The 25,220-nt window shown below is 72.0% G+C and carries 21 protein-coding genes; 18 read left to right on the top strand and 3 right to left on the bottom strand.

What is annotated here, in order from left to right:
- The first annotated feature begins 97 nt into the window (after positions 1-97).
- The 3 genes from ACSNOK_RS12190 (at position 98) to ACSNOK_RS12200 (ending at position 4,598) form a co-directional block, all read left to right on the top strand.
- Positions 98-2,083, top strand: coding sequence for an FAD/NAD(P)-binding protein (locus tag ACSNOK_RS12190; RefSeq protein ID WP_436780641.1), 1,986 nt, complete (start codon positions 98-100; stop codon positions 2,081-2,083).
- Between the two features lie 133 nt (positions 2,084-2,216).
- Entirely contained in the window at positions 2,217-3,620 is a 1,404-nt protein-coding gene (locus ACSNOK_RS12195) for a class-II fumarase/aspartase family protein (protein WP_436780642.1), read from the top strand.
- A gap of 132 nt (positions 3,621-3,752) precedes the next feature.
- On the top strand, positions 3,753-4,598 hold the full coding sequence (locus ACSNOK_RS12200; RefSeq protein WP_436780643.1) for a DUF4097 family beta strand repeat-containing protein: 846 nt from the start codon (positions 3,753-3,755) through the stop codon (positions 4,596-4,598).
- Between the two features lie 17 nt (positions 4,599-4,615).
- On the opposite strand, the gene ACSNOK_RS12205 is transcribed toward ACSNOK_RS12200, so the two are convergent.
- Positions 4,616-4,999 carry a DUF6415 family natural product biosynthesis protein gene (locus tag ACSNOK_RS12205; RefSeq protein WP_436780644.1) on the bottom strand — a complete coding sequence of 128 codons (384 nt, stop codon included), beginning with the start codon at positions 4,997-4,999 and terminating at the stop codon, positions 4,616-4,618.
- A 158-nt stretch (positions 5,000-5,157) separates the two neighbouring features.
- On the opposite strand from ACSNOK_RS12205, the gene ACSNOK_RS12210 reads away from it, so the two are divergent.
- Entirely contained in the window at positions 5,158-6,414 is a 1,257-nt protein-coding gene (locus ACSNOK_RS12210) for a helix-turn-helix domain-containing protein (protein WP_436780645.1), read from the top strand.
- Here the strand turns inward: ACSNOK_RS12210 and ACSNOK_RS12215 are convergent.
- Both ACSNOK_RS12215 and ACSNOK_RS12220 read right to left on the bottom strand, forming a co-directional pair.
- Positions 6,411-7,229 carry an alpha/beta hydrolase gene (locus ACSNOK_RS12215; RefSeq protein WP_436780646.1) on the bottom strand — a complete coding sequence of 273 codons (819 nt, stop codon included), beginning with the start codon at positions 7,227-7,229 and terminating at the stop codon, positions 6,411-6,413. The genes ACSNOK_RS12210 and ACSNOK_RS12215 overlap by 4 nt on opposite strands.
- 121 nt (positions 7,230-7,350) lie before the next feature.
- Positions 7,351-8,229 (bottom strand): C40 family peptidase, encoded by an 879-nt coding sequence (locus ACSNOK_RS12220; RefSeq protein WP_436780647.1) that lies wholly within the window; start codon positions 8,227-8,229, stop codon positions 7,351-7,353.
- A 793-nt stretch (positions 8,230-9,022) separates the two neighbouring features.
- Between ACSNOK_RS12220 and ACSNOK_RS12225 the strand changes: the two genes are divergently transcribed.
- The 14 genes from ACSNOK_RS12225 to nuoN all read left to right on the top strand — a co-directional run bounded on the left by ACSNOK_RS12225 (position 9,023) and on the right by nuoN (position 25,125).
- A complete protein-coding gene (locus ACSNOK_RS12225) occupies positions 9,023-9,382 on the top strand; it encodes an NADH-quinone oxidoreductase subunit A (RefSeq protein WP_004941767.1) in 360 nt (119 codons plus the stop codon).
- 13 nt (positions 9,383-9,395) lie between these two features.
- Positions 9,396-9,950, top strand: a complete 555-nt coding sequence (locus ACSNOK_RS12230; RefSeq protein ID WP_436780648.1) for a NuoB/complex I 20 kDa subunit family protein — start codon at positions 9,396-9,398, stop codon at positions 9,948-9,950.
- Positions 9,947-10,663: an NADH-quinone oxidoreductase subunit C gene (locus tag ACSNOK_RS12235; RefSeq protein ID WP_436780649.1), complete on the top strand. Its 717-nt coding sequence runs from the start codon at positions 9,947-9,949 to the stop codon at positions 10,661-10,663. Before ACSNOK_RS12230 ends, ACSNOK_RS12235 begins: the two co-directional genes overlap by 4 nt.
- Positions 10,663-12,039: an NADH-quinone oxidoreductase subunit D gene (locus ACSNOK_RS12240; RefSeq protein ID WP_436780650.1), complete on the top strand. Its 1,377-nt coding sequence runs from the start codon at positions 10,663-10,665 to the stop codon at positions 12,037-12,039. The genes ACSNOK_RS12235 and ACSNOK_RS12240 overlap by 1 nt, the downstream gene beginning before the upstream one ends.
- 20 nt (positions 12,040-12,059) lie before the next feature.
- Entirely contained in the window at positions 12,060-12,878 is an 819-nt protein-coding gene (gene nuoE, locus ACSNOK_RS12245; RefSeq protein ID WP_436780659.1) for an NADH-quinone oxidoreductase subunit NuoE, read from the top strand.
- Positions 12,875-14,257, top strand: a complete 1,383-nt coding sequence (gene nuoF / locus ACSNOK_RS12250; protein WP_436780651.1) for an NADH-quinone oxidoreductase subunit NuoF — start codon at positions 12,875-12,877, stop codon at positions 14,255-14,257. Before nuoE ends, nuoF begins: the two co-directional genes overlap by 4 nt.
- On the top strand, positions 14,254-16,764 hold the full coding sequence (locus ACSNOK_RS12255; RefSeq protein WP_436780652.1) for an NADH-quinone oxidoreductase subunit G: 2,511 nt from the start codon (positions 14,254-14,256) through the stop codon (positions 16,762-16,764). The genes nuoF and ACSNOK_RS12255 overlap by 4 nt, the downstream gene beginning before the upstream one ends.
- Before the next feature lie 71 nt (positions 16,765-16,835).
- Complete coding sequence (gene nuoH, locus ACSNOK_RS12260; protein WP_436780660.1) at positions 16,836-18,176, top strand: NADH-quinone oxidoreductase subunit NuoH; 1,341 nt, start codon at positions 16,836-16,838, stop codon at positions 18,174-18,176.
- Positions 18,169-18,774: an NADH-quinone oxidoreductase subunit NuoI gene (gene nuoI, locus ACSNOK_RS12265; RefSeq protein WP_436780653.1), complete on the top strand. Its 606-nt coding sequence runs from the start codon at positions 18,169-18,171 to the stop codon at positions 18,772-18,774. The genes nuoH and nuoI overlap by 8 nt, the downstream gene beginning before the upstream one ends.
- Complete coding sequence (locus tag ACSNOK_RS12270; protein ID WP_436780654.1) at positions 18,771-19,595, top strand: NADH-quinone oxidoreductase subunit J; 825 nt, start codon at positions 18,771-18,773, stop codon at positions 19,593-19,595. Before nuoI ends, ACSNOK_RS12270 begins: the two co-directional genes overlap by 4 nt.
- Entirely contained in the window at positions 19,592-19,891 is a 300-nt protein-coding gene (gene nuoK, locus ACSNOK_RS12275; protein WP_436780655.1) for an NADH-quinone oxidoreductase subunit NuoK, read from the top strand. Before ACSNOK_RS12270 ends, nuoK begins: the two co-directional genes overlap by 4 nt.
- A gap of 13 nt (positions 19,892-19,904) precedes the next feature.
- The gene (gene nuoL, locus ACSNOK_RS12280; RefSeq protein ID WP_436780656.1) at positions 19,905-21,845 is read left to right on the top strand and encodes an NADH-quinone oxidoreductase subunit L; all 1,941 of its coding nucleotides are present in this window, start codon (positions 19,905-19,907) and stop codon (positions 21,843-21,845) included.
- A gap of 2 nt (positions 21,846-21,847) precedes the next feature.
- The gene (locus ACSNOK_RS12285; protein ID WP_436780657.1) at positions 21,848-23,461 is read left to right on the top strand and encodes an NADH-quinone oxidoreductase subunit M; all 1,614 of its coding nucleotides are present in this window, start codon (positions 21,848-21,850) and stop codon (positions 23,459-23,461) included.
- Positions 23,458-25,125 carry an NADH-quinone oxidoreductase subunit NuoN gene (gene nuoN / locus ACSNOK_RS12290; protein ID WP_436780658.1) on the top strand — a complete coding sequence of 556 codons (1,668 nt, stop codon included), beginning with the start codon at positions 23,458-23,460 and terminating at the stop codon, positions 25,123-25,125. Before ACSNOK_RS12285 ends, nuoN begins: the two co-directional genes overlap by 4 nt.
- Positions 25,126-25,220 lie beyond the last annotated feature (95 nt).

Here is a 25,220-nt window from a genome sequence, read left to right on the forward strand (position 1 = left end):
TGTGTATAAGAGACAGCCCGCACACCGCCCCCACCGACAACCCCTGCCCCACGGGTCCGACCGGCCCGGAGCGGGCGTACCGAATGGAGCGCGTTCCGTGGCAGCCCGAGCGCCTCGTGCGCAGACCGACACCTTCGAGATATGCGTGGTGGGAGCGGGACCACGCGGCCTGTCCGTCCTTGAGCGGCTCTGCGCCGGCGAGCGGGCCGCCCCCTCGCACGGCGCGGTGACCGTCCACCTCGTCGACCCGGCGCTGCCGGGAGCGGGCGCCGTGTGGCGCCCGGACCAGTCGCGGCACCTGCTGATGAACACCGTCGCCTCGCAGATCACCCTGTTCACCGACGGCAGTTCGCGGATCGACGGGCCCGTGGAGCCGGGCCCGACCCTGTACGAGTGGGCCCGCGACGTCGCGTCCTTAGGGGAGAGCGCGGGGGAGGACGACTGGGTGCTGCGCGAGGCACGGGCCCTCGGCCCCGACACGTACCCCACCCGCGCGTTCTACGGCCGCTACCTTCACGACTGCTTCCGGCGTGTGGTCGCCGGCGCCCCCGCGCACCTCACCGTGCGCACCCACCGCTCGCGCGCCGTCGCGCTCACCGACGCCTTCGGTACGGCGGGCGGACCGCAGAGTGTGCAACTCGCCGACGGCACACGGCTGGACGGCCTCGACGCGGTCGTCCTCGCCCAAGGGCACGTCCCGGCCCGGCTCACCGTGGCGGAGGCGCGCGTCGCGAGCCTCGCCCGGCTGCACGGGCTCACCTACCTGCCGCCCGCCAACCCCGCCGACGCCGGCCTGGACGGCATCGAGCCCGGTTCCGCCGTCCTGCTGCGCGGCTTGGGGCTCAACTTCTTCGACTACATGGCCCTGTTCACGACCGGCCGCGGCGGCGCGTACGTCCGCTCCGAGGACGGGACCCTGGCCTACCGGCCCTCCGGACGCGAGCCGCGCCTGTACGCGTTCTCGCGGCGCGGCGTGCCGTACCACGCGCGCGGCGAGAACCAGAAGGGCGTCGCGGGGCGCCACCTGCCCCGGCTGCTCACCCCCGAGCGCGTCGACGCGCTGCGCGCCCGCGCCCGGAGCGGCGAGCCCGTCCGCTTCACCGCCGACCTCTGGCCGTTGATCGCCGCCGAGGTGGAGAGCGTCTACTACGGCACCCTGCTGACGGCCCTCGGCCGGGACGCCGAACGCGCCGCGTTCACCGAGCGGTACCTGGCCGCGGGGGCTCCCGGAGAGCGCGAGGAGCTCCTCGACGCGCTCGGCATCGCCCCGGGCCACCGCTGGGACTGGGAGCGGCTCGCCGACCCGTACAAGGGCCGGGACTTCGCCGACCGCGCGGAGTTCCGCCGCCTGCTGCTCGGCCGGCTGCGGGCCGACGTGCGCGCGGCCCGCGAGGGGAACGTGGACGGCCCGCTCAAGGCCGCCCTGGACGTCCTGCGCGACCTCCGCAACGAGATCCGGCTCGCCGTCGACCACGCCGGGATCGACGGCGCGTCCCACCGCGACGAGCTCGAACGCTGGTACACGCCGCTCAACGCGTTCCTCTCCATCGGCCCGCCCGCCTCCCGCGTGGAGGAGATGGCCGCGCTCATGGAGGCCGGGGTGCTGGAGGTGACCGGGCCCGGCACCGACGTGCGCCTCGACCCGGCGGCCGGTGTCTTCACCGCGTCCTCGTCGCGGGTGCCGGGGCCGCCCGTACGGGCCCGGACGCTGATCGAGGCCCGGCTGCCCGAGCCCGACCTGCGGCGCACCGACGACCCGCTGTTGCGGCACCTGCTCGACACAGGCCAGTGCGCGCCGTACCGGATCCCGTCGGCGGACGGGCCGGCGTACGAGACGGGCGGACTGGCCGTCACCGAGCGCCCGTACCGCGTCGTCGCCGCCGACGGCACCGCGCACCCGCGCCGTTTCGCCTACGGCGTCCCGACGGAGGGCGTCCACTGGGTCACGGCCGCCGGCATCCGCCCCGGCGTCGACTCGGTCACCCTCGCCGACTCGGACGCCATCGCCCGCGCGGTGCTCGGGCTCACACCGGCGTACGCGGCGCGGGAGGAGTCGGCGGCGTTCGCCGGGGTACCCGTCTGACGGGTGGGTTGCGCGGCGGAGGTCACCGGCCCGGCTCCGACGGGGGCCGGTGACCTCCGCCGCTGGTCCGTCAGGCGGTTCCGTTCGCTACGGCATCCGTCATTACCACCACCCGCTTTCCCGAGGAGAATCGATGACCTCGCTCGCCCCTGACGTCCCCCACGACACCGGGCTGCTCTCGCCCGTACGGGCCGGCACGCCCGTGGAGGAGGCCACCGGCGACGCCGCCTGGGTCCGGGCCATGCTCGACGCGGAGGCGGCGCTGGCCCGGGCGCAGGCCCGGCTCGGGACCGTGCCGCCGGACGCGGCCCGGACCATTACCGAGGCGGCCGGGGCGGCGCGTTTGGACGTCCGCGCGCTGGCGCTCGCGTCGCGTGAGACGGCCAATCCGGTGGTGGGCCTGGTCGCCGCGTTCACGGCGGCGGTCGCCGAACGGGACCCGGCGGCGGCCGAGTACGTGCACCGGGGCTCGACCAGCCAGGACGTCTTCGACACGGGGGCGCTGCTGGTCGCGGCCCGGGCGCTGCGGCTGATCCACGCGGACCTGCTGCGCACCGCCGACGCGCTGGGCCGGCTGGCCGCCGCGCACCGCGACACCCCGGCCGCCGCCCGCACCCTCGCCCTCCAGGCCGTCCCCACGACCTTCGGCCTGCGCGCCGCGGGCTGGCGGCAACTCGTCCTGGACGCCGCCGAGCGGATCGCCCGGCTGCTGGACGGCGGCCTGCCCGTCGCGCTGGGCGGCGCGGCGGGCACGCTGGCGGGCTACCTCGAATACGCGCGCCTGGCGGGGGAGAAGGACCTCGGCACGTACGCCGGCCGGCTCGGCGCGCTGTTCGCCGAGGAGACGGGCCTGGGCCGCCCCGCCCTGCCGTGGCACGCGCTGCGGACCCCGATGGCCGACCTCGGGGCGGTGCTGGGGCTCACCGCCGGGGCGCTCGGCAAGTTCGCCGTGGACGTGCAGAATCTGACGCGCACGGAGGTCGGGGAGGTCGCGGAGCCGGCGGTGGCCGGGCGGGGCGCGTCCTCGGCGATGCCGCACAAGCGGAACCCGGTCCTCGCCACGATGATCCGCACCGCGGCCCTCCAGGTGCCCGCCCTCGCGACCGTCCTCACCCAGCAACTGCTGGCCGAGGACGAGCGTTCGGGAGGCGCCTGGCACGCTGAGTGGCTGCCGTTGCGCGAGTGCCTGCGGCTGGCCGGCGGCGCCGCGCACACGGCCGTCGAACTCGCGGAGGGCCTGGAGGTCCGGCCGGACCGGATGGCCGCCAACTTGGCGCTGACGGGCGGGCAGATGGTCTCGGAGCGGGTCTCGGCCGTCCTCGCCCCCCGCCTGGGGAAGGCGGCGGCCAAACGCCTGCTGACCGAACTGACCGCCGAGGCGGCCCGTACCGGCCGCCCCTTGGCCGCCGTCCTCTCCGCCGACCCCCGGCTCTCGGGCGTCCTGACGCCGGCGGAATGCGCCGAACTGTGCGACCCGGCGCGGTACACGGGGTGCGCGGGAGAGCTGGTGGACCGGGCGCTGGCCGACCGACCCTGACCCGGGTGGGGGAAGTGTCAGGGGCGGATCGGGGGTTTCCCCCATGGCCGGTGGGGGGCGCCGGCTCCTAGCCTCGAAGGAGCGATATCCGCCCCTCTCCCGCATTCCTTCCGAAGGATTTGGTGATCCGCCATGCGCCCTCGCCTCCGCCTGCTCGGTACCGCCCTGCTGACGGCGGTGTTGGGCGTGGGCACGCTCAACGCCTGTGGCTGGGGCCCGGAGGAGAGGTTCGAGGACGACGCGAAACCGACCGAAAAGATCACCTCGGTCCGGCTCGCGGGCGACTCCGGATCCATCACCCTGCGCGGCTCCAAGGACGCCCGGCAGGTGAGCGTGCACCGCGAGGTGAGGTACCGGGACGACAAACCGGACGGCCCGACGTTCAGCGTCGAAGACGGCGTCCTGGTGCTCCGCGACTGCGGCGACGAGTGCTCCGTGAACTACACGGTGGACCTGCCCGCCGGCCTCCCGGTGACCGGCGGGGTGACGAGCGGCCGCGTGACCGCCTCGGACATGGGCGCGATGCGTGTGCAGGGCACCTCGGGCGGCTTCGACCTGCGGAATGTGACGGGTCCCGTCGACATCACGGCCACCAGCGGCTCCGTCGTGATGCAGGGTCTCAAGGGCGGCTCCGTGAAGGCCCGGGCGACGAGCGGCGACATCAAGCTGCGGGACGTCACGGGCGCCGTGGACGCCAAGGCCACCAGCGGCGCGGTGACGGGCCGCGACCTCAGGGACGGCCCCGTCAAGGCAAAGGCCACCAGCGGCTCCGTCGACCTGACCCTCGCCGCCCCCCAGGACATCGAGGCCGAAACCACCAGCGGCACCCTCACCGTCACCGCCCCCGGCGGCCCCTACACGGTCACCGCCGACACGCGCAGCGGCACCAGGCACATATCCGTCCCCCAGTCCCCTTCCGCCCCGCACCACTTGAACCTGAGCACGTCCAGCGGCGCCATCAAGGTCAGGAACGGCTGAGCCCGCGCTCCGGCGGACTACTCGTCCAGGCAATCGGCGAGGAACCGCGCCGTCCGCCCGAGCTCCCGCATCGTGGCGGTCGCCGAGCACAGCCCCTGCCCCGCGTCGCGGGACAGGTCCGTCCGCACTCGATCGATCAAGGTCTGCCAGCGGTGCCAGGGACCGGTACCGCGTTCGAGGCGGGCTGCTCGCTCGTGCGCCGCCTCCAGCATCGTCCGGAGGTGTTCGCGGAGGGTCCTGGCCAACTCGGATACCTCTTCCGGCCGCGGCAGCACGGAGCCCCGGTCTTGGAGGGCCCGTCGGATGGTGGCGCGGATGGTCACGAGGTCGAGGGGAGCGGAGTCCCCGGTGAGCATGGAGGGCAACCGTGAGGCCGGGTGGCCGGGCGTCGTGTCGTGCACAGCGTGCTCCTTGGACCGGACAGTGATGCCCGGCGCGGTTCTGCTGCGCGCCGGTACAGCGATTGCACCGCCGACCACGTGAGTGGACGAGGCCACATCAGCGGACACTTCGCCGGTCCGGCTCCGGGCTCGCGAGTGGAGCAGTAACGTCTGGCGCCATGTCCGAAGCAGCGTCGCGGAACACGCTCCTCGTGGCCGCCCGGGTGCGGCACGGCTGGCACACGCAGCAGGAGTTCGCCGATGCCTACGAACGCCACGCGCTGGCGCTGGGCGAGCAGGCGGCCATCTCCGTCCGACAGGTGCGGCGGTGGGAGTCGGGCCGGTCGGAGTGGCCGAACCGGGATGCCCGGCGGGTGCTGGAGAGCATGTTCGGCCTGCCCTTGGAGCGGCTGGGTTTCATCAGGCCGGGTGCGTCCGGAGCCGGGACCGTTGTCGGCCGTGTACCGGTGCCCGCACGGAAGGGGATGGACGTCCCTCCGGCCTTCGGTGCCGATGAGGCACGTCGCCAGGGCGGACATGCGGTGGTGGGCCGTGCCCGCGCGCTCCTGGAGAACGCCGCTCGTGTGGACGCCCGGTGCGGGCCGGGGGGCGCCTTGCCCGAGGCTTTGGGGTTGGTGAAGGCGATCGAGGCCACGGCCAGAGATGTCCGCGCCGACGCGCGCCGAGAGCTTCTCGCCTTGGGCAGCCGTGCCGCCGAGTTCACCGCTTGGCTTCACCATGACGGCGGAGCGCCGCCGAGCACCGTCCTGTACTGGCACGACAGGGCGATCGAATGGGCCGACCTGAGCGGCGACGGAGCGATGCACGGGTACGTGCTGTTACGCAAGGCCCAGGCCACCGAGCGCACCGACCCGGCGCGCATGCGGGATCTCGCGCACGCCGCCGTGCACGGTCCCTGGTCGCTGCCGCTCCGCGCTCGTGCGGAGGCACTGCAGCAGGAGGCCCGGGCCATGGCGCTCCTTGGCGCGGCCCCGGAAGACGTCACACGGCTCCTCGACCAGGCGTATGAGGCACTCGACGCGGCGCCACCCGTCCGTACGGTCGTGGCGACCTGTACCGGCCCCTTGTGCGGTGCGTACGACCGCGATCGGCTGACGGCACAAAGCGCCATCTGCCATCGGGAGGCGGGACGGCCGGAACGAGCCGTCGGTCTGCTGCGCGAGCCCGTGACCACCGGCGTGTTCGGCCCCCGTGACCGGGCGTTCTTCACCGCACATCTGGCGGGCGCGCTGGCAGCGGCCGGGGAGCCCGACGAGGCGGCGATGACCGGGCTGTCCGTACTGCGCCTCGCGGCGGGGCCGCGTTTCGGCCAGGCGCTGCGGGAGCTCCGCCGGACCGTCGGCCTGCTGCGTCCGTACGGGCGGCGGCCCGCTGTGCGGGAGTTGCGCCTGTCCCTCGGCTCGCTGTCCGCCTAGCGGCTGAGGAAGGCGGCCACGCGCTCGATGACCTCGGCCTGCCAGGCCCGCGACTGGGGGTGCCGGTATCCCGGGTCGTCGTGCACGGCGAAGCCGTGTTGCGCCCCGTCCAGTTGCAGCAGTTCGGCCGGGCCGCCGAAGTGGCTCAGGTGGTGGCGGGACGACTCCACCGGGACGAACGTGTCCTTTGTGCCGTGGACCAGCAGAGTGGGAGCCTGAACGTCCCGGAGGAAGGACGCCGGGTCGAGGTGGTGGACCTCGTTGAGCAGGGCGCGGCCCAGGGCGAACGGGCTGTGCTCGGTGTACCCCTGACGGTCGAGCGTCTCGGCCGCCTCCGGGGTGAGGTAGTCGGCGGTGACGTACGGCCGGCTGGTCGCGTACCGCTCGTGGTAGTCCAGGCGCGGGTTGAGCAGGACCAGGCGGCGGACGTCCCGGGGGCGGTGGGCGGTGTGGAGGGCCGCCGCGCCGCCGGAGAACGACGCGGCGATGACGTCGACCGCCCGGCCGGGGCCGGAATGGGCCGCCCGGAGATGGTCGGAGGCGGCCCGGATGTCGTTGGCCACGCCGGCGATGGTCACGTCCTCGGGGCGCCCCGCACTCGCTCCGTGGGCCCGGAGGTCGAAGCGGAGGCTACGGAAACCCGCGGCGGCCAGGCCGGTGGCGAGGCGGGTGAAGAAACCGCCTTCCTCACGGGTGACACCGGCACCGTGCGCCAGGATCACCAGACCGCGCACCGGCTGCCCGTCCGGCGTGGTCAGGGTGCCGGTGAGGGTGGTGCCGTCCAGGGAACGGAAGGTCGTCTCCGACTCGGCCATGAGCCGATCGTAGTGACGGCGTGTCGGTGGCGCAGGCGTTCCGGACCGTTGGGGGCGGGGGCAAGGCGAAGGGCCGCCACCCCGGTGGGGGTGGCGGCCCTTCGCCTGTCCTGTCCGTTCGTCACATGACGCGCACGGCGCCCGTGGGCGGGGAGTAGCTCATGTCGCGCTCGACGATGCCCGTGCTGGGGTTCTGGGCGCCGATGAACTTGCCGCCGCCGATGTAGACGCCGACGTGGTAGGCGCTGCCCGCGGCGCCCCAGTAGAGGATGTCGCCCGGCTGCAGGTTGGAGAGGGAGACCTGGGTGCCGGCGGTCGACTGGTCCTGGGAGACGCGGGGGAGGCTGATGCCGATCTGCTGGTAGGCGGCCATGACCAGGCCGGAGCAGTCGTAGGAGGACGGGCCGGTGGAGCCCATCACGTAGGCCTTGCCGACCTGCGCCCGGAGGAAGGAGATGAGGGTGGCGGCGTTGCCGGTCGCACCCGTGCTCTTCGTGGAGGTCGTCGAGGTGCTCGTGCCGGAGCCGGAGCCCTTGGCGCCGGTGCCCTCGTCGTCGCTGTCGGAGGCGGTGGTGGCCTTGGTGCCGAGCGCGGTGCGCTGGGCGTCCCGGGAGGCGCGGGCCTGCTCGGCCTCACGCTTCTCCTTGGCCTCGGCGGCCTTGCGCTCCGCCTCGGCCTTGCGGTCGGCCTCCTGCTTGGCCTTCTTGGCGGCGACACGGGCGTGGTCGACGGCCTTGTCCACCTGCGCACGGACCTGGTAGTCGTTCGCGGTCTGCTGCGTGGCCGCAGCGCTCTCGGCGACCGAGGCGGAGAGCGCGGCGTTGAGGGCCGGCATCTCGATCGTCGCCTCGGCGGGCTTCTCGGCGGCGGTCGCCTGCGCGGCGCCCGTGACGGCCAGGGTGCTGAGGACGCCACCGGCAACACCCGAGCGGATGGCCCACGACTGCGTCGCGGGGCGACGGGGCTTCCGGTGGCTGGTTATGTGCGCGTTGGGGGACATGGGACAAGGGCTTACCAGGCGCCGTAGGTGGAGTTCAATATAAGTGACGTGGACCACAAGCGGCGTTCGAGTGCTCGGAATTCGGGGCAGGCGCACCGGAAGCGGGCTTTCCGCGGCCCCTTCCCGCAATCGTGATCATGCGGTTAAGCATGGCATTTGGGCGCCGGGGACGATCGGCGGCGCGGCATATCACGTTCCGGTATCGGTCGTCGAAGATCGCCGGGCAAAACGGACACCAAGCGAGCGCTCACGTGGCGGACTTCACGTGCGCGCGCCCTTGTCGACGGTCGGGGGCGGAGGCCGGCCGACCGGTGGCGGCTGGTGAAGGAAAGCACGAGCCGACGATCAGTGAACCGCCGGGGTGTCCCGGACGGCGGCCCGCCGAGGGTGGCCCTCCAGCGGGTGGCGCGCTTATATCAGTTGACGGCGGCGGATGCCAATTTGCCCGAGCGGCCAGTGGCTTGATAGTGCCTCAGCCCGCGCAGGCCGCTCCGACCAGCGGAAAACCGCCGGAATGTGACCACTGGCGATCACTCGGATGCTTCGAGTGAGAAGATCACCGATCATCCGACTTAATGATCGTTCGTCAGGTGGTGGAGATCACAAACGCCGTGCTGTTCGCCGTGTCGCAGATCACAGACCACCGGGCATAAGATGCCCTCGACCCGGGCTTGTGAACTGCCTCACATATTCGCGATCTTCGCTGAACCCTTCCGCGGTGTTCGCCGGTGAGCGGTCCGCGCGGAGGTCCGGTCAGCCAGCAGTCAGCGTCGACTGGAAGGAGCGAGGAGCGGTGAACGCCTACGCGCCCATCCTCGTACTGGGAGCCCTCGGTGCCGGCTTCGCGATCTTCTCCGTGGTCATGGCATCGCTCATCGGGCCGAAGAGGTACAACCGCGCCAAGCTCGAGGCCTACGAATGCGGCATCGAGCCGACGCCGCAGCCCTCCGGCGGCGGCCGCTTCCCGATCAAGTACTACCTGACGGCGATGCTCTTCATCGTCTTCGACATCGAGATCGTCTTCCTCTACCCCTGGGCCGTCGCCTTCGACTCCCTCGGGCTGTTCGGCCTCGTCGAAATGCTGCTCTTCGTACTCACCGTCTTCGTCGCCTACGCCTACGTCTGGCGGCGCGGCGGCCTGGAATGGGACTAGGGGGCCACCGCACATGGGTCTTGAGGAGAAGCTGCCCAGCGGCTTTCTGCTGACCACCGTCGAACAGGCCGCCGGCTGGGTCCGCAAGGCGTCGGTCTTCCCCGCCACCTTCGGCCTCGCCTGCTGCGCCATCGAGATGATGACCACCGGCGCCGGCCGCTACGACCTGGCCCGCTTCGGCATGGAGGTGTTCCGCGGCTCGCCCCGCCAGGCCGATCTGATGATCGTCGCGGGCCGGGTCAGCCAGAAGATGGCGCCGGTGCTGCGCCAGGTCTACGACCAGATGCCCAACCCCAAGTGGGTCATCGCCATGGGCGTCTGCGCCTCCAGCGGCGGCATGTTCAACAACTACGCGATCGTCCAGGGCGTCGACCACATCGTCCCCGTCGACATCTACCTGCCCGGCTGTCCGCCGCGCCCCGAGATGCTCATGGACTCGATCCTCAAGCTGCACAAGAAGATCCAGGGCGAGAAGCTCGGCCCGCACCGGGCCGAGGCCGAGGCGGAGACCGAGCGGGCGGCGCTGAAGTCCCTGCCGCTCATCGAGATGAAGGGGCTGCTGCCATGAGCGAGCAGGACCGTCCGGACGAGCAGCGGGTCCCCGTCCAGCGCGGCGACACCGGCGAGGTCATCGGCGTCCGCAGGGGCATGTTCGGCGCCAACAACGGCGGCGACACCACCGGCTACGGCCGCCTGGTGCGCACCGTCCGGCTGCCCGGCGAGACCGCCCGGCCCTACGGGGGCTGGTTCGACGAGGTGGCCGACGAGTTGGAGGGGGCGCTGGAGGAGCAGGGCGTCGTCCCGTCGGACGCCATCGAGAAGACCGTCGTCGACCGCGGCCAGATCACCTTCCACATCGCCCGCGAGCACCTGCCGCGCGTCGCCCGGACGCTCCGCGACGACCCCGCGCTCCGTTTCGAACTGTGCACCGGCGTCAGCGGCGTCCACTACCCGGGGGACAAGGGCCGCGAGCTGCACGCCGTCTACCACCTGCGCTCGGTGACGCACGCCCGGCTGATCCGGCTGGAGGTCACCGCCCCCGACGCCGATCCGCACGTGCCGTCCGTCGTCGACGTCTACCCGGCCAACAACTGGCACGAGCGCGAGGTCTACGACTTCTTCGGCCTCGTCTTCGACGGCCACCCGGCGCTCACCCGGATCATGATGCCGGACGACTGGCAGGGCTTCCCGCAGCGCAAGGACTACCCGCTCGGCGGCATCCCCGTCGAGTACAAGGGCGCCCAGATCCCGTCTCCGGACCAGCGGAGGTCGTACAGCTGATGTCCACCAGCGAATCCCCCACGAGCCCGGGCGGCTCCGGGACAACCGCCCAGGGTCCCAGGAGCACCGAGGGCCCGCGCGAGACCACCGAGGGGCCCGTCTACACCGTCACCGGCGGGGACTGGGACGAGGTCGTCACCGCGGCCCGGAAGACCGACGACGAGCACATCGTCGTCAACATGGGCCCCCAGCACCCCTCCACGCACGGCGTGCTCCGCCTGATCCTGGAGATCGACGGCGAGACCGTCACCGAGGCCCGCGCGGGCATCGGCTACCTGCACACCGGCATCGAGAAGAACCTCGAATTCCGCAACTGGACGCAGGGCACCACCTTCGTGACGCGCATGGACTACCTCATGCCGCTCTTCAACGAGACGGTGTACTGCCTGGGCGTGGAGCGGCTGCTCGGCATCGAGGAGCAGATCCCGGACCGGGCGACGACGCTGCGCGTGCTGCTCATGGAGCTCAACCGCATCTCCTCGCACCTGGTGTTCATCGCCACCGGCGGCATGGAGCTCGGCGCCACCACGGTCGCCATCTTCGGCTTCCGGGACCGCGAGATGATCCTCGACATCTTCGAGCTCGTCACCGGCCTGCGGATGAACCACGCGTACGTCCGCCCCGGCGGCCTCGCTCAGGACCTGCCGCCCGGTGCGGTCGACCAGGTGCGCGAGTTCGTGAAGAAGATGCGCAAGAACCTGATCGAGTACGACAAGCTGGTGGTCGGCAGTCCCGCCTACAAGGCCCGGTTGCAGGATGTCGGCTACCTCGACCTCACCGGCTGCATGGCCCTCGGCGTCACCGGCCCGGTGCTGCGCGCCGCCGGCCTCCCGCACGACCTGCGCAAGTCCGAGCCGTACTGCGGCTACGAGACGTACGACTTCGACGTCCCGACGGTGGACACCTGCGACGCGTACGGGCGCCTCCTCATCCGGCTGGAGGAGATGCGGCAGTCGCTGCGGATCATCGAGCAGTGCCTGGACCGGCTGGAGCCGGGGCCGGTCATGGTCGCGGACAAGAAGATCGCCTGGCCGGCGCAGCTGGCCCTGGGGCCGGACGGGCTGGGCAACTCCCTCGACCACATCAAGAAGATCATGGGCACCTCGATGGAGGCCCTGATCCACCACTTCAAGCTGGTGACGGAGGGGTTCCGGGTGCCGCCCGGGCAGGCGTACGCGGCGATCGAGTCGCCGCGCGGCGAGCTGGGCGCCCATGTCGTCAGCGACGGCGGCACCCGCCCGTACCGGGTCCACTTCCGCGACCCCTCCTTCCACAACCTCCAGTCCATGGCGGCGATGTGCGAGGGCGGCCAGGTCGCCGACGTCATCGTCGCGGTGGCGTCCATCGATCCTGTGATGGGAGGCGTCGACCGGTGACGACGGAGACGCATCTGGGGATGCCGCAGCTCCCCGCACCCGACTACCCCGCCGACGTGCGCGCCCGGCTGGAGGCCGACGCGCGGGAGGTGATCGGCCGGTATCCCGACAGCCGCAGCGCGCTGTTGCCGCTGCTGCACCTGGTGCAGGCGGAGGAGGGGTACGTCACCCGCACCGGCGTCCGCTTCTGCGCCGAACAACTCGGCCTGACGACCGCCGAGGTGACGGCGGTGGCGACGTTCTACACCATGTACCGCCGCAAACCGAGCGGTGACTACCAGGTGGGCGTGTGCACCAACACGCTCTGCGCGGTGCTCGGCGGTGACGCCATCTTCGACGCGCTCAAGTCCCACCTGGGCGTGGAGAACGGGGAGACCACCGGCGACGGCAAGGTCACCCTGGAGCACATCGAGTGCAACGCGGCCTGCGACTTCGCGCCCGTGGTGATGGTCAACTGGGAGTTCTTCGACAACCAGACCGTCGAGAGCGCCAAGCGCCTGGTGGACGACCTGCGCGCCGGGCGCACGGTCGAGCCTACGCGCGGGGCGCCGCTCTGCACGTACCGGGAGACCGCCCGCATCCTGGCCGGCTTCCCGGACGAGCGGCCGGGCGCGGTGGAGGCGAGCGGCGGCGCCGGACACGCCTCGCTGGCCGGGCTGCGGCTGGCGAAGGGCGAGACCGGCGCGGCGCGCGTCGGACCGCCGCGCGGCGCACCGCCGTTGGGCGAGCGCCCCCCGGAGCATGCGAGCTCCCACGACGCACCCCAGCCCACGTCCGCCTCGGACCCCACACACCCCAGCGGACCGGTGACCGGGACCACCGAGGAGGGGGAGGAATGACCGTGTCCACCGACTACGGCGGGACCCCGCGGCCGGAGGCCGGGGGAGGCGGGGACGGCCCCGAGAAGCTGCTCGCGCCCGTGCTCAGCGCCTTCTGGGACGAGCCCCGCTCCTGGACGCTGGAGACCTATCTCCGGCACGACGGCTATCAGGGGCTGCGCAAGGCCCTGGCGATGTCACCGGACGACGTGATCGCCTATGTGAAGGACTCCGGCCTCCGCGGCCGCGGCGGCGCGGGCTTCCCCACCGGGATGAAGTGGCAGTTCATCCCGCAGGGCGACGGCAAGCCGCACTACCTCGTCGTCAACGCGGACGAGTCCGAGCCGGGCACCTGCAAGGACATCCCCCTCCTCTTCGCCAACCCGCACTCCCTCGTCGAGGGAATGATCATCGCCTGCTACGCGATCCGCTCCGAGCGGGCCTTCATCTACCTGCGCGGCGAGACCGTCCCCGTCCTGCGGAGGCTGCACGAGGCCGTCCGCGAGGCGTACGCGGCCGGCTACCTCGGCCGGAACATCCTCGGCAGCGGCGTCGACCTGGACATCACCGTGCACGCGGGCGCGGGCGCGTACATCTGCGGCGAGGAGACGGCCCTCCTCGACTCGCTCGAAGGACGCCGCGGCCAGCCCCGGCTCCGACCCCCCTTCCCGGCGGTGGCGGGCCTCTACGCCTGCCCCACTGTGGTGAACAACGTCGAATCCATCGCGTCGGTTCCCGCGATCCTCAACCGGGGCAAGGAATGGTTCCGTTCGATGGGCAGCGAGAAGTCCCCGGGCTTCACGCTGTACTCGCTGAGCGGCCACGTCGCCCGCCCCGGCCAGTACGAGGCGCCGCTCGGGATCACCCTGCGCCAGCTGCTCGACATGAGCGGCGGGATGCGTCCGGGCCACCGGCTCAAGTTCTGGACGCCAGGCGGCTCTTCGACCCCGCTGCTCACCGACGAGCACCTGGACGTGCCGCTGGACTACGAGGCGGTGGGCGCGGCCGGCTCGATGCTCGGCACCAAGGCGCTCCAGTGCTTCGACGAGACCACCTGCGTCGTCCGGGCGGTCACCCGGTGGACCGAGTTCTACGCGCACGAGTCCTGCGGCAAGTGCACCCCCTGTCGCGAAGGGACGTACTGGCTCGTCCAGTTGCTGCGGGACATCGAGGCGGGCCGCGGCCGGCTCACCGACCTCGACAAGCTCAACGACATCGCCGACAACATCAACGGCAAGTCGTTCTGCGCGCTCGGCGACGGCGCGGCGAGCCCGATCTTCTCCTCGCTGAAGTACTTCCGGGCCGAGTACGAGCAGCACGTCAGGGGCCGTGGCTGCCCCTTCGACCCGGCGAAGTCCACGGTGTGGGCCGACCAGTCGCACCCGGAGGTGCACGTATGACCGTCACCACGTCCGCGCCCTCCGGCGGGGGGAACGCGGCCGTACCCCCCGACGACCTGGTGTCCGTCACCATCGACGGCATCCCGGTCTCCGTCCCCAAGGGCACGCTCGTCATCCGGGCCGCCGAGCTGGTGGGCATCGAGATCCCCCGGTTCTGCGACCACCCGCTGCTCGACCCGGTGGGCGCCTGCCGGCAGTGCATCGTGGAGGTCGAGGGCCAGCGCAAGCCCATGGCGTCCTGCACCATCACCTGCACCGACGGGATGGTGGTGAAGACGCAGATGAGCTCGCCCGTCGCCGAGAAGGCGCAGCGCGGGGTGATGGAGCTGCTGCTCATCAACCACCCGCTGGACTGCCCGGTCTGCGACAAGGGCGGCGAGTGCCCGCTGCAGAACCAGGCGATGACCGCCGGGCAGGCCGACACCCGGTTCGAGGGCCGCAAGCGCACCTACGAGAAGCCGGTGCCGGTCTCGCCGCAGATCCTGCTGGACCGCGAGCGGTGCGTGCTCTGCGCCCGCTGCACCCGGTTCTCCAACGAGATCGCGGGCGACCCGATGATCGAGCTGCTGGAGCGCGGGGCGCTGGAGCAGGTGGGCACCGGCGAGGGTGACCCCTTCTTCTCGTACCACTCGGGCAACACCATCCAGATCTGCCCGGTGGGCGCGCTGACCTCGGTGGCGTACCGGTTCCGCGCCCGGCCGTTCGACCTCGTCTCGTCGCCGACGGTCTGCGAGCACTGCTCCGGCGGCTGCGCGACGCGCACCGACCACCGGCGCGGCAAGGTGATGCGCCGGCTCGCGCAGGAGGATCCGGAGGTCAACGAGGAGTGGCTGTGCGACAAGGGCCGCTTCGCGTTCCGGTACGCGCAGCGGCCGGAGCGGCTGGAGACGCCGCTGGTGCGTAACGCCGAGGGCGTCCTGGAGCCGGCGAGCTGGCCGGAGGCGCTGGAGGCGGCGGCCCGCGGGCTGAACGCCGCGCGCGGCCGGGCCGGGGTGCTGACCGGCGGCCGGCTGACGCTGGAGGACGCCTACGCGTACGCCAAGTTCGCGCGCGTCGCCCTCGGCACGCACGACGTCGACTTCCGCGCCCGCGTGCACAGCGGCGAGGAGGCCGACTTCCTGGCCGCCCGGGTGGCCGGCCGCGGCCGGGACCTCGACGGCGAGGGGGTGACGTACCGCTCGCTGGAGAAGGCGCCGGCCGTGCTGCTCGTCGGCTTCGAGGCCGAGGAGGAGGCGCCGAGCGTCTTCCTGCGGCTGCGCAAGGCGTGGCGGAAGCACGGCCAGCGGACGTTCGCCATCGCGCCGTTCGCGACGCGCGGCCTGGAGAAGGCCGGCGGCACGCTGCTGCCCGCCGCCCCCGGCACCGAGCCCGAGTGGCTGCGCGCCCTCGCCGACGGCACCGCCCAGGACGCGCGCGCCGCGGCCGAGGCGCTCCGCGCGGAAGGCGCCGTGATCGTCGTCGGCGAGCGGACGGCCGGGGTGCCCGGCCTGCTCACCGCCGCCGTGGCCACGGCCGCCGCGACCGGCGCCGGGCTGGTGTGGATCCCGCGCCGGTCCGGCGAGCGCGGCGCGGTCGAGGCGGGCGCCCTGCCCGGGCTGCTGCCCGGCGGCCGGCCCGCCACCGACCCGCGCGCCCGCGAGGAGACGGCCGCCGTCTGGGGCCTGCCCGAGCTGCCGCGCGGCACGGGCCGGGACACCGGGCAGATCGTCGAGGCCGCCGCCACCGGCGAGTTGGGCGCCCTGCTCGTCGCCGGCGTGGAGCCCGCCGACCTGCCCGACCCGGCGCGGGCGCGCGAGGCGCTGGACGCGGTCGGCTTCCTGGTCTCGCTGGAGCAGCGGCCGAGCGAGGTGACGGACCGCGCGGACGTGGTCTTCCCCGTCTCGGCCGTCGCCGAGCGGTCCGGGACGTTCGTCGACTGGGAGGGCAGGGCCCGCCCGTTCGAGGCCGCGCTCAAGCCCGACCAGATGGTCCGCCGGCACGTCCTGCCGGACCTGCGCGTGCTGCACATGCTGGCCGACACGATGGCGGCGGAGGCCACCGGGCCCTTGCCCTTGCGCCTGCCGGACGTCCGCGCCGCCCGCGCCGAAATGGCCCGGCTGGGCCGCTGGACCGGCGCCCGCGCCGCCGACCCCGCCGAACCGGCCCGCCCGGCGCCCGCCGCCGGCCCGGGCGAAGCCGTGCTCGCCGGCCACCGGCTGCTGCTCGACCAGGGCCGGCTCCAGGACGGCGACGACGCCCTGGCCGCCACCCGGCACCCCGCCGTCGCCCGGCTCTCCCCGGCGACGGCGGCCGAGACGGGCGTCGCGGACGGCGAGCCGCTGGCCGTCACCGGCCCCGCCGGCACCGTCCGGCTGCCGCTGCTGATCACGCCCATGCCGGACCGCGTGGTCTGGCTCCCGCTCAACTCCACGGGCGGCGGCGTCGCCTCCGACACCGGGGCGCGCCCCGGGGAGGCCGTACGCATCGCACCCGGCGGGGACCCCGAGGGACCGGAGGTGCTGTCGTGATCCCCGCCGTGGACGCGGTCCGGCCGGGGGAGCCCGGCTCCCCGCTCGGCCTGGCCGTCGAGAACCTCTCGATGTTCGGCCACGACCCCTGGTGGCTGGTGGTCGTCAAGGCCGTCTTCTGCTTCGCGTTCGTGATGCTGACGGTGCTGGTGTCGATCGTCATGGAACGCAAGCTGATCGGCTGGATGCAGCTGCGCATCGGCCCCAACCGGCACGGCCCCTGGGGCATGCTCCAGTCCCTGGCCGACGGCGTAAAGCTGATGCTCAAGGAAGACATCGTCGTCAAGCGCGCCGACAAGGTCGTGTACGTGCTGGCGCCGATCGTCGCGGCCGTCCCGGCGTTCATGGCGATCGCGGTGATCCCGTTCGGCCCGGCCGGCGACGAGGTGTCGATCTTCGGCACCCGGACCACGATGCAGCTCACCGACCTGCCCATCGGCGTCCTCTACATCCTGGCCACGGCCTCCGTCGGCATCTACGGGATCGTGCTCGGCGGCTGGTCGTCCGGCTCGACGTACCCGCTGCTCGGCGGGCTCCGCTCCTGCGCCCAGATGATCTCCTACGAGATCGCGATGGGCCTCTCGTTCGCCGCCGTCTTCCTCTACTCCGGCTCGATGTCCACCTCGGCGATCGTGGACGCGCAGCACAACCGCTGGTACGTGCTGCTGCTGCCGGTCTCCTTCATCGTCTACATCGTCGCGATGGTCGGCGAGACGAACCGGGCGCCGTTCGACCTGCCCGAGTCCGAGGGCGACCTGGTCGGCGGGTTCAACACCGAGTACTCGTCGATCAAGTTCGCGATGTTCATGCTCGCCGAGTACGTGAACATGGTGACGGTCTCGTCGGTCGCGGTGACGCTCTTCCTGGGCGGCTGGCGGGCGCCGTACCCGATCTCGGCGTTCTGGGAGGGCGCGAACCACGGCTGGTGGCCGATGCTCTGGTTCGTCATCAAGCTCCAGCTGCTGCTGTTCTTCTTCATCTGGCTGCGCGCGACGCTTCCCCGGCTGCGCTACGACCAGTTCATGAAGCTGGGCTGGAAGATCCTCATCCCGGTCTCGATGGTCTGGCTGATGCTCGTCGCGACGGTACGCGCGCTGCGGAACGAGGACTACGACTTCCAGTCGATCGTCCTCTACGTCGCGGGCGCGGTCGTCGCGATCCTGCTGGTCTCCTTCGTCGCCGACCTCTTCCGGGTCCGGGGCGAGCAGGGCGAGGAAACGCCCGACGGCGACGGCGAGTTCGACCCCATGGCCGGCGGCTACCCGGTGCCGCCGCTGCCCGGCCAGACGCTGCCGCCGGTACCGCGCCGCAGGTCGCGGCGCGACCGGGAGCTCAGCGAGGTCTCTGTCAGTGGCGGGGTGCACACTGTGAGTGACGGATCTCGTGACGGAAAGGAGGCCGGCGGTGCCTGAGTCTGCCCGTGAGGACGCCCCGCGTCCCCGCAAGAACCCCGTGGCCGGTTTCGGGGTGACGTTCAAGGACGTCTTCAAGAAGCGGCTGACCGAGCAGTATCCGGAGTACAAGAAGCCCACCGCGCCGCGCTTCCACGGCCGCCACCAGCTCAACCGCCACCCGGACGGGCTGGAGAAGTGCATCGGCTGCGAGCTGTGCGCCTGGGCCTGCCCGGCCGACGCCATCTACGTCGAGGGCGCGGACAACACGGACGAGGAGCGCTACTCGCCGGGCGAGCGGTACGGGCGCGTCTACCAGATCAACTACCTGCGCTGCATCCTGTGCGGGCTGTGCGTCGAGGCGTGCCCGACCCGGGCGCTCACCATGACCAATGAGTACGAACTGGCGGACAAGAGCCGGGAATCGCTCATCTACACCAAGGAGGAGCTGCTCGCCGGTCTGGAGGACGGCATGGTCGACTCCCCGCACGCGATCTTCCCCGGTATGACCGAACAGGACTACTACCGCGGGCTGGTGACCGAGGCGGCGCCCGGCACCGAGCGGCAGGTCGCCGTGAGCAAGGGCGAGAAGCCCGCCTCAGAGGGGGTGGAGGCGTGAATCTCGCCGCGGACTCCGTCACCTCCACCGGCGAGGCCGTCCAGTTCTGGATCCTCGCGGTCGTCGCCACCGGCGGCGCGCTGGCCACCGTGCTGATGAGGAAAGCGGTGCACAGCGCTCTGTCCCTGGCGGGGACGATGATCGTGCTGGCGGTCTTCTACCTCGCCAACGGCGCCTACTTCCTGGGCATCGTGCAGATCGTCGTCTACACCGGCGCGATCATGATGCTGTTCCTCTTCGTGGTCATGCTCGTCGGCGTCACCGCCGCCGACTCGCTCCGCGAGACCATCCGCGGCCAGCGGTGGCTGGCCGCCCTGTGCGGACTGGGCTTCGGCATCCTGCTGATCGCCGGCATCGCCAACGCCTCGCTGCACCACTTCGACGGACTCGGCCAGGCCAACTCCGGCGGCAACGTCGAGGGGCTCGCCGCCCTGGTCTTCACCAAGTACGTCTTCGCCTTCGAGATCACCGGCGCCCTGCTGATCACCGCCGCGGTCGGCGCCATGGTGCTCACCCACCGCGAGCGCATCCGCCGGGCCGCCACCCAGAAGGAGCTGTCGCGGCAGCGGGTCCGCGAGAACGCCCATGTGGCGCCGCTGCCCGCCCCCGGCACCTACGCCCGGCACAACGCCAACGACATCCCCGCCCTGCTGCCGGACGGCACCCCGTCCGAGCTCAGCGTCAGCCCCACGCTGCGCGCCCGCGGCCAGGTGCGGGACGTCTCCGGCGAGGCGCTCGCGGACCTCGCGGCGCTGGAGCGGCGGTCGCGCGAGTGGCTGGAGCGCGACGGCGACGAGGACCGGAAGGGAGCCGTCAAGTGAACCCGGTCAGCTATCTCTACCTGTCCGCCCTGCTGTTCACCATCGGGGGCGTCGGGGTCCTGATCCGGCGGAACGCGATCGTCGTCTTCATGTGCGTCGAGCTGATGCTGAACGCCTGCAACCTGGCGTTCGTCACCTTCTCGCGGATGCACGGCAACCTCGACGGCCAGATCATCGCCTTCTTCACGATGGTCGTCGCCGCGGCCGAGGTCGTCGTCGGACTCGCGATCATCGTGTCGGTCTACCGCGCCCGCCACTCGGCCTCCGTCGACGACGCCAGTCTGCTGAAGCTGTAAGGGGACGCCGCCAATGGAGAACCTCATCGGACTGCTCGTCCTCGCGCCCCTGCTGGGGGCGGGGATCCTGCTCTGCGGCGGCCGGGCCCTGGACCGGGCCGGGCACTGGCTGGGCACCCTGCTCGCGGCCGCCTCGTTCGCTATCGGCGCGGTGCTCTTCGCCGACATGCTGGGCCGCGAGGGCGAAGACCGCGCGCTGGACGTCACCGTCTTCCAGTGGGTGCCGGTCGGCGGCTTCCGCGCCGACGTCGGCTTCCACCTCGACCAGCTGTCCATGACCTTCGTCCTGCTGATCACGGGCGTGGGCACGCTGATCCACCTCTACTCCGTGGGGTACATGGAGCACGACGAGCGGCGCCGCCGCTTCTTCGGCTACCTGAACCTCTTCCTCGCCGCGATGCTGCTGCTCGTGGTCGCCGACAACTACCTCCTGCTGTACGTCGGATGGGAGGGCGTCGGCCTGGCGTCCTACCTGCTGATCGGCTTCTGGCAGCACAAGCCGAGCGCCGCGACCGCCGCCAAGAAGGCGTTCCTGGTCAACCGCGTCGGCGACGTCGGTCTGTCGATCGCGATCATGCTGATGTTCACCACGTTCGGCACCTTCGCCTTCGATCCGGTGCTCGGCGACGCGGACCGGGCGGGGGAGGGCAAGCTCACCGCCATCGGCCTGATGCTGCTGCTCGCCGCCTGCGGCAAGTCGGCCCAGGTGCCGCTGCAGAGCTGGCTCGGGGACGCCATGGAGGGCCCGACCCCGGTCTCCGCCCTGATCCACGCGGCCACCATGGTGACCGCCGGCGTGTACCTGATCACCCGGTCCGGCGCGATCTTCGAGGGAGCGCCGGACGCCCAGCTGGCCGTGGTCACGGTCGGGGCGGTCACGCTCCTCTTCGGTGCGATCGTCGGTTGTGCGAAGGACGACATCAAGAAGGCGCTGGCCGGTTCGACGATGTCGCAGATCGGCTACATGGTGCTCGCCGCCGGGCTCGGCCCGATCGGCTACGTCTTCGCGATCATGCATCTGGTGACGCACGGCTTCTTCAAGGCCGGGCTGTTCCTCGGCGCCGGGTCGGTCATGCACGGCATGAACGACGAGGTGGACATGCGCCGTTACGGCGGTCTCCGGCGGTACATGCCGGTCACCTTCGTCACCTTCGGGCTCGGGTACCTCGCCATCATCGGGTTCCCCGGCCTGTCGGGCTTCTTCTCCAAGGACAAGATCATCGAAGCGGCCTTCGCCAAGGGCGGCACCGAGGGCTGGATCCTCGGCGGCGCGGCCCTGCTGGGCGCGGCCATCACCGCGTACTACATGACGCGCGTGATGATCATGACCTTCTTCGGTGAGAAGCGGTGGGCCCCGGCCCCCTCGCCGGACGCGCCCAGCGCGGAGCCCGCCGCGGAATCCCGCGGCGCGGGGGAGCTCCCGCACCCGCACGAGTCGCCCAAGTCGATGACGATCCCGATGATTCTGCTGGCCTTCGGATCGGTCTTCGCGGGCGGCCTGTTCACCCTCAACGACTCCTTCCTGAAGTGGCTGGAGCCCGTCACCGGGCACGAGGAGGGCGACTCCCCGGTCAGCGCGCTGACCGTCACCGGGGCGACCATGGTGGTCCTGGTGATCGGTGTGGCGCTCGCCTGGTTCCAGTACGGCCGCAAGCCCGTTCCCGTCACCCCGCCGCGCGGCTCGCTGCTCACCCGGGCGGCCCGCCGCGACCTGCTCCAGGACGACTTCAACCACATCGTCCTCGTGCGTGGCGGGGAGCAGCTCACGCGCGGCCTGGAGGCGATCGACCGCTCGGTCGTGGACGGCGCCGTCAACGGGACCGCCGTCAGCGTCGGCGGGCTCTCCGGCCGGATGCGCAGGCTGCAGAACGGCTACGCGCGGTCGTACGCGGTCTCGATGTTCGGCGGCGCGGCGGTGCTGATCGCCGCGACCCTGCTGATGAGGGCGGTTTGATCATGTCATTTCCCCTGCTCACCGCGACGGCCGCGGTGCCCGCCGTGGGCGCGGTCGTCACCGCCGCCGTCCCGGCCGCGCGACGGGACGCGGCCAAATGGCTCGCGCTCGTCTTCTCCCTGGCCACCCTGGCCCTCGCCGCGGCCCAGCTCGTCCGCTTCGACCCGGACGGGAAGACGTTCCAGCTCACCGAATCGCACGCCTGGATCGCCGACTTCGGGGTCCGCTACGAGCTGGGCGTCGACGGGATCGGCGTGGTCCTCGTCGCCCTGACGGCGCTGCTCGTCCCGTTCGTCATGCTGGCCGGCTGGCACGACGCCGAGCCCCTGGAGACCGCGGCGGGCGACCGGCGCTGGCGGCCCACCCAGGGGCTGTTCGCCCTGATCCTCATGGTCGAGGCGATGGTGGTGATCTCCTTCGAGGCCACCGACGTCTTCCTCTTCTACGTCTTCTTCGAAGCCATGCTCATCCCGATGTACTTCCTCATCGGCGGCTTCGGGGACCGGACCGGGGAACCCGCCGACGCGGGCGAGGCGGCGGCCCGCCGCTCCCGCGCCGCCGTGAAGTTCCTGCTCTACAACCTCGTCGGCGGGCTGGTCATGCTGGCCGCGGTGGTCGGCCTGTACGCGGTCACCGCCGACCAGCTCGGCAGCGGCACCTTCTCCCTCCAGGAGATCGTCCGGGCCCGGGCCGCCGGCGACCTGACGTTCGCCACCGTCACCGAACGGGCCCTGTTCCTGGGCTTCTTCTTCGCCTTCGCGGTCAAGGCGCCGCTCTGGCCGCTGCACACCTGGTTGCCCAACGCCATGAGCGAGGCCACCGCTCCCGTGGCCGTCCTGATCACCGCCGTGGTCGACAAGGTCGGCACCTTCGCGATGCTGAGGTTCTGCCTCCAGCTGTTCCCCGGGGCGTCGAAGTGGGCCACCCCGGTGATCATCGCGCTGGCGCTGGTCAGTATCCTCTACGGCGCCCTGCTCGCCGTCGCTCAGCGCGACATCAAGCGGCTGATCGCCTACGCCTCGATCTCGCACTTCGGCTTCATCATCCTGGGCGTCTTCGCGATGACCACCCAGGGCCAGGGCGGCGCCACGCTCTACATGGTCAACCACGGGATCTCCACGGCCGCGCTGATGCTGGTCGCGGGCTTCCTGATCAGCCGTCGCGGCTCCCGGCTCATCGCCGACTACGGCGGGGTGCAGAAGGTCGCCCCGGTCCTCGCGGGCACCTTCCTCGTCGGCGGCCTGGCGACGCTGTCCCTGCCCGGGCTGGCGCCGTTCGTCTCCGAATTCCTCGTCCTGGTCGGCACGTTCAGCCGCTACCCGGCGGCGGGCATCGTCGCCACCGTCGGCATCGTCCTCGCCGCCCTCTACGTGCTGGTGCTCTACCAGCGCACCATGACGGGCCCGGTGAAGGAGCCGGTCCGGGGCATGCCCGACCTGCGGGCCCGTGAACTCGTCGTCGTCACGCCGCTGATCGCCCTGCTCCTCTTCCTGGGCGTCTACCCGAAGCCCGTGACGCGGATCCTCGACCCCGCCGTCGAACACACCATGTCCCAGGTCCACCAGACCGACCCCCGGCCCGACGTCCGGGTGAGCACCGCGGAGGGCGCGAAGTGAGCCGAGCAGCCGCCGTCCACAGCCTGTGGACGGAATCGTCCGTGTCGGCGGTCCTCGCCGACGCCCCGAAGATCCCCGGACCGCACATCGAGTACGCCCAGCTCTCACCGGTGCTGATCGTCCTCGGCGCCGCCGTGGTGGGCGTCCTCGCGGAGGCGTTCCTGCCACGCCGGTCCCGCCACCTCGCCCAGCTGGCGGTCACCGTCGTCGGACTCGCCGCCGCGTTCGCCGCCGTCGTCGCGCTCGCCGCCAAGGGCTACGCCACCGACAAGGCGCACGTGGCGGCGATGGGCGCGGTCGCCGTCGACGGCCCGGCGCTGTTCCTCCAGGGCACGATTCTCCTCGTCGCCCTGGTCGCCGCCCTCGGCTTCGCCGAGCGTCGGCTCGACCCCGCCGCGCACGGCCGCCCCGTCGACTCCTTCGCCGCCCAGGGCGCGGCGGTGCCCGGCGGCGAGGCGGAGCAGGAGGCGGTCAAGGCGGGCTGGACGACCAGCGAGGTCTTCCCCCTGCTGCTGTTCGCCGTTGCCGGGATGCTCGTTTTCCCCGCCGCCGACGACCTGCTGACCCTCTTCGTCGCGCTGGAGGTCTTCTCCCTGCCGCTGTACGTCCTGTGCGCGCTGGCCCGCCGCAAGCGGCTGCTCTCGCAGGAGGCGGCGGTCAAGTACTTCCTGCTCGGCGCCTTCTCCTCGGCGATCCTCCTCTTCGGCGTGGCCCTGCTCTACGGCTACGCCGGCACCGTCACGTACTCGGGCATCGCCGACGTCGTCTCGGGCACCGTCCGCACGGTTTCCCCGGCCCTCGCCTCCTCCACGGGCAACGACGCGCTGCTGCTCATCGGCGGCGCGATGGTCCTCATGGGCCTGCTCTTCAAGGTCGGCGCGGCGCCGTTCCACATGTGGACCCCCGACGTCTACCAGGGCGCCCCCACGCCCGTCACCGGCTTCATGGCCGCCGCCACCAAGGTCGCCGCCTTCGGCGCCCTGCTCCGGCTCCTGTACGTCGTCCTGCCCGGGCTGCGCTGGGACTGGCGGCCGGTGATGTGGGGCGTCGCCATCCTGACGATGCTGGTCGGCGCGATCGTCGCCGTCACCCAGACGGACGTGAAGCGGCTCCTCGCCTACTCGTCCATCGCCCACGCCGGCTTCATCCTCGCCGGCGTCATCGCCATCAGCCCCGACGGCGTCTCGTCCGTCCTCTTCTACCTGGCCGCCTACTCCTTCGTCACCCTCGGCGCCTTCGCCGTCGTGACCCTGGTGCGCGACGCGGGCGGCGAGGCGACGCAGCTCTCGAAGTGGGCGGGCCTCGGCCGCCGTTCCCCCCTCGTGGCCGCCGTCTTCGCCGTCTTCCTGCTCGCCTTCGCCGGCATCCCGCTCACCAGCGGCTTCGCCGGCAAGTTCGCCGTCTTCAAGGCGGCGGCCGCGAGCGGCGGCGCTCCGCTGGTCATCGTGGGCGTGGTGTCGTCGGCGATCGCCGCGTTCTTCTACATCCGAGTGATCGTCCTGATGTTCTTCAACGAGCCCCGCGCGGACGGCCCGACGGTAGCGGTGCCGAGCGCCCTGACGTCGGTGACGATCGCGGTGGGAGTGGCCGTGACCCTGGTACTCGGAGTCGCGCCGCAGTACTTCCTGGACCTGGCGGGGGACGCGGGGGTGTTCGTGCGGTAGGGGTCGCCTGCGGCGGGCTGAATAGGGCGCCCTATTCAGCCCGTCCGGCGTTTGAGGGCAACCGCGCGGAGCGCGGTTCGGGGGTGGGGGGGGGG

The sequence above is a fragment of the Streptomyces sp. URMC 126 genome (assembly GCF_051386555.1).
Taxonomy (GTDB): Bacteria; Actinomycetota; Actinomycetes; order Streptomycetales; family Streptomycetaceae; genus Streptomyces.

Bases quoted from the DNA above. Each gene is read 5' to 3' on its own strand.
- ACSNOK_RS12195 (WP_436780642.1), top strand. From the start codon at position 2,217: ATGACCTCGCTCGCCCCTGACGTCCCCCACGACACCGGGCTGCTCTCG.
- ACSNOK_RS12200 (WP_436780643.1), top strand. From the start codon at position 3,753: ATGCGCCCTCGCCTCCGCCTGCTCGGTACCGCCCTGCTGACGGCGGTG.
- ACSNOK_RS12210 (WP_436780645.1), top strand. From the start codon at position 5,158: ATGTCCGAAGCAGCGTCGCGGAACACGCTCCTCGTGGCCGCCCGGGTG.
- ACSNOK_RS12215 (WP_436780646.1), bottom strand. From the start codon at position 7,229: ATGGCCGAGTCGGAGACGACCTTCCGTTCCCTGGACGGCACCACCCTC.
- ACSNOK_RS12220 (WP_436780647.1), bottom strand. From the start codon at position 8,229: ATGTCCCCCAACGCGCACATAACCAGCCACCGGAAGCCCCGTCGCCCC.
- ACSNOK_RS12230 (WP_436780648.1), top strand. From the start codon at position 9,396: ATGGGTCTTGAGGAGAAGCTGCCCAGCGGCTTTCTGCTGACCACCGTC.
- ACSNOK_RS12235 (WP_436780649.1), top strand. From the start codon at position 9,947: ATGAGCGAGCAGGACCGTCCGGACGAGCAGCGGGTCCCCGTCCAGCGC.
- ACSNOK_RS12240 (WP_436780650.1), top strand. From the start codon at position 10,663: ATGTCCACCAGCGAATCCCCCACGAGCCCGGGCGGCTCCGGGACAACC.
- nuoE (WP_436780659.1), top strand. From the start codon at position 12,060: ATGCCGCAGCTCCCCGCACCCGACTACCCCGCCGACGTGCGCGCCCGG.
- nuoF (WP_436780651.1), top strand. From the start codon at position 12,875: ATGACCGTGTCCACCGACTACGGCGGGACCCCGCGGCCGGAGGCCGGG.
- ACSNOK_RS12255 (WP_436780652.1), top strand. From the start codon at position 14,254: ATGACCGTCACCACGTCCGCGCCCTCCGGCGGGGGGAACGCGGCCGTA.
- nuoH (WP_436780660.1), top strand. From the start codon at position 16,836: ATGTTCGGCCACGACCCCTGGTGGCTGGTGGTCGTCAAGGCCGTCTTC.
- nuoL (WP_436780656.1), top strand. From the start codon at position 19,905: ATGGAGAACCTCATCGGACTGCTCGTCCTCGCGCCCCTGCTGGGGGCG.
- ACSNOK_RS12285 (WP_436780657.1), top strand. From the start codon at position 21,848: ATGTCATTTCCCCTGCTCACCGCGACGGCCGCGGTGCCCGCCGTGGGC.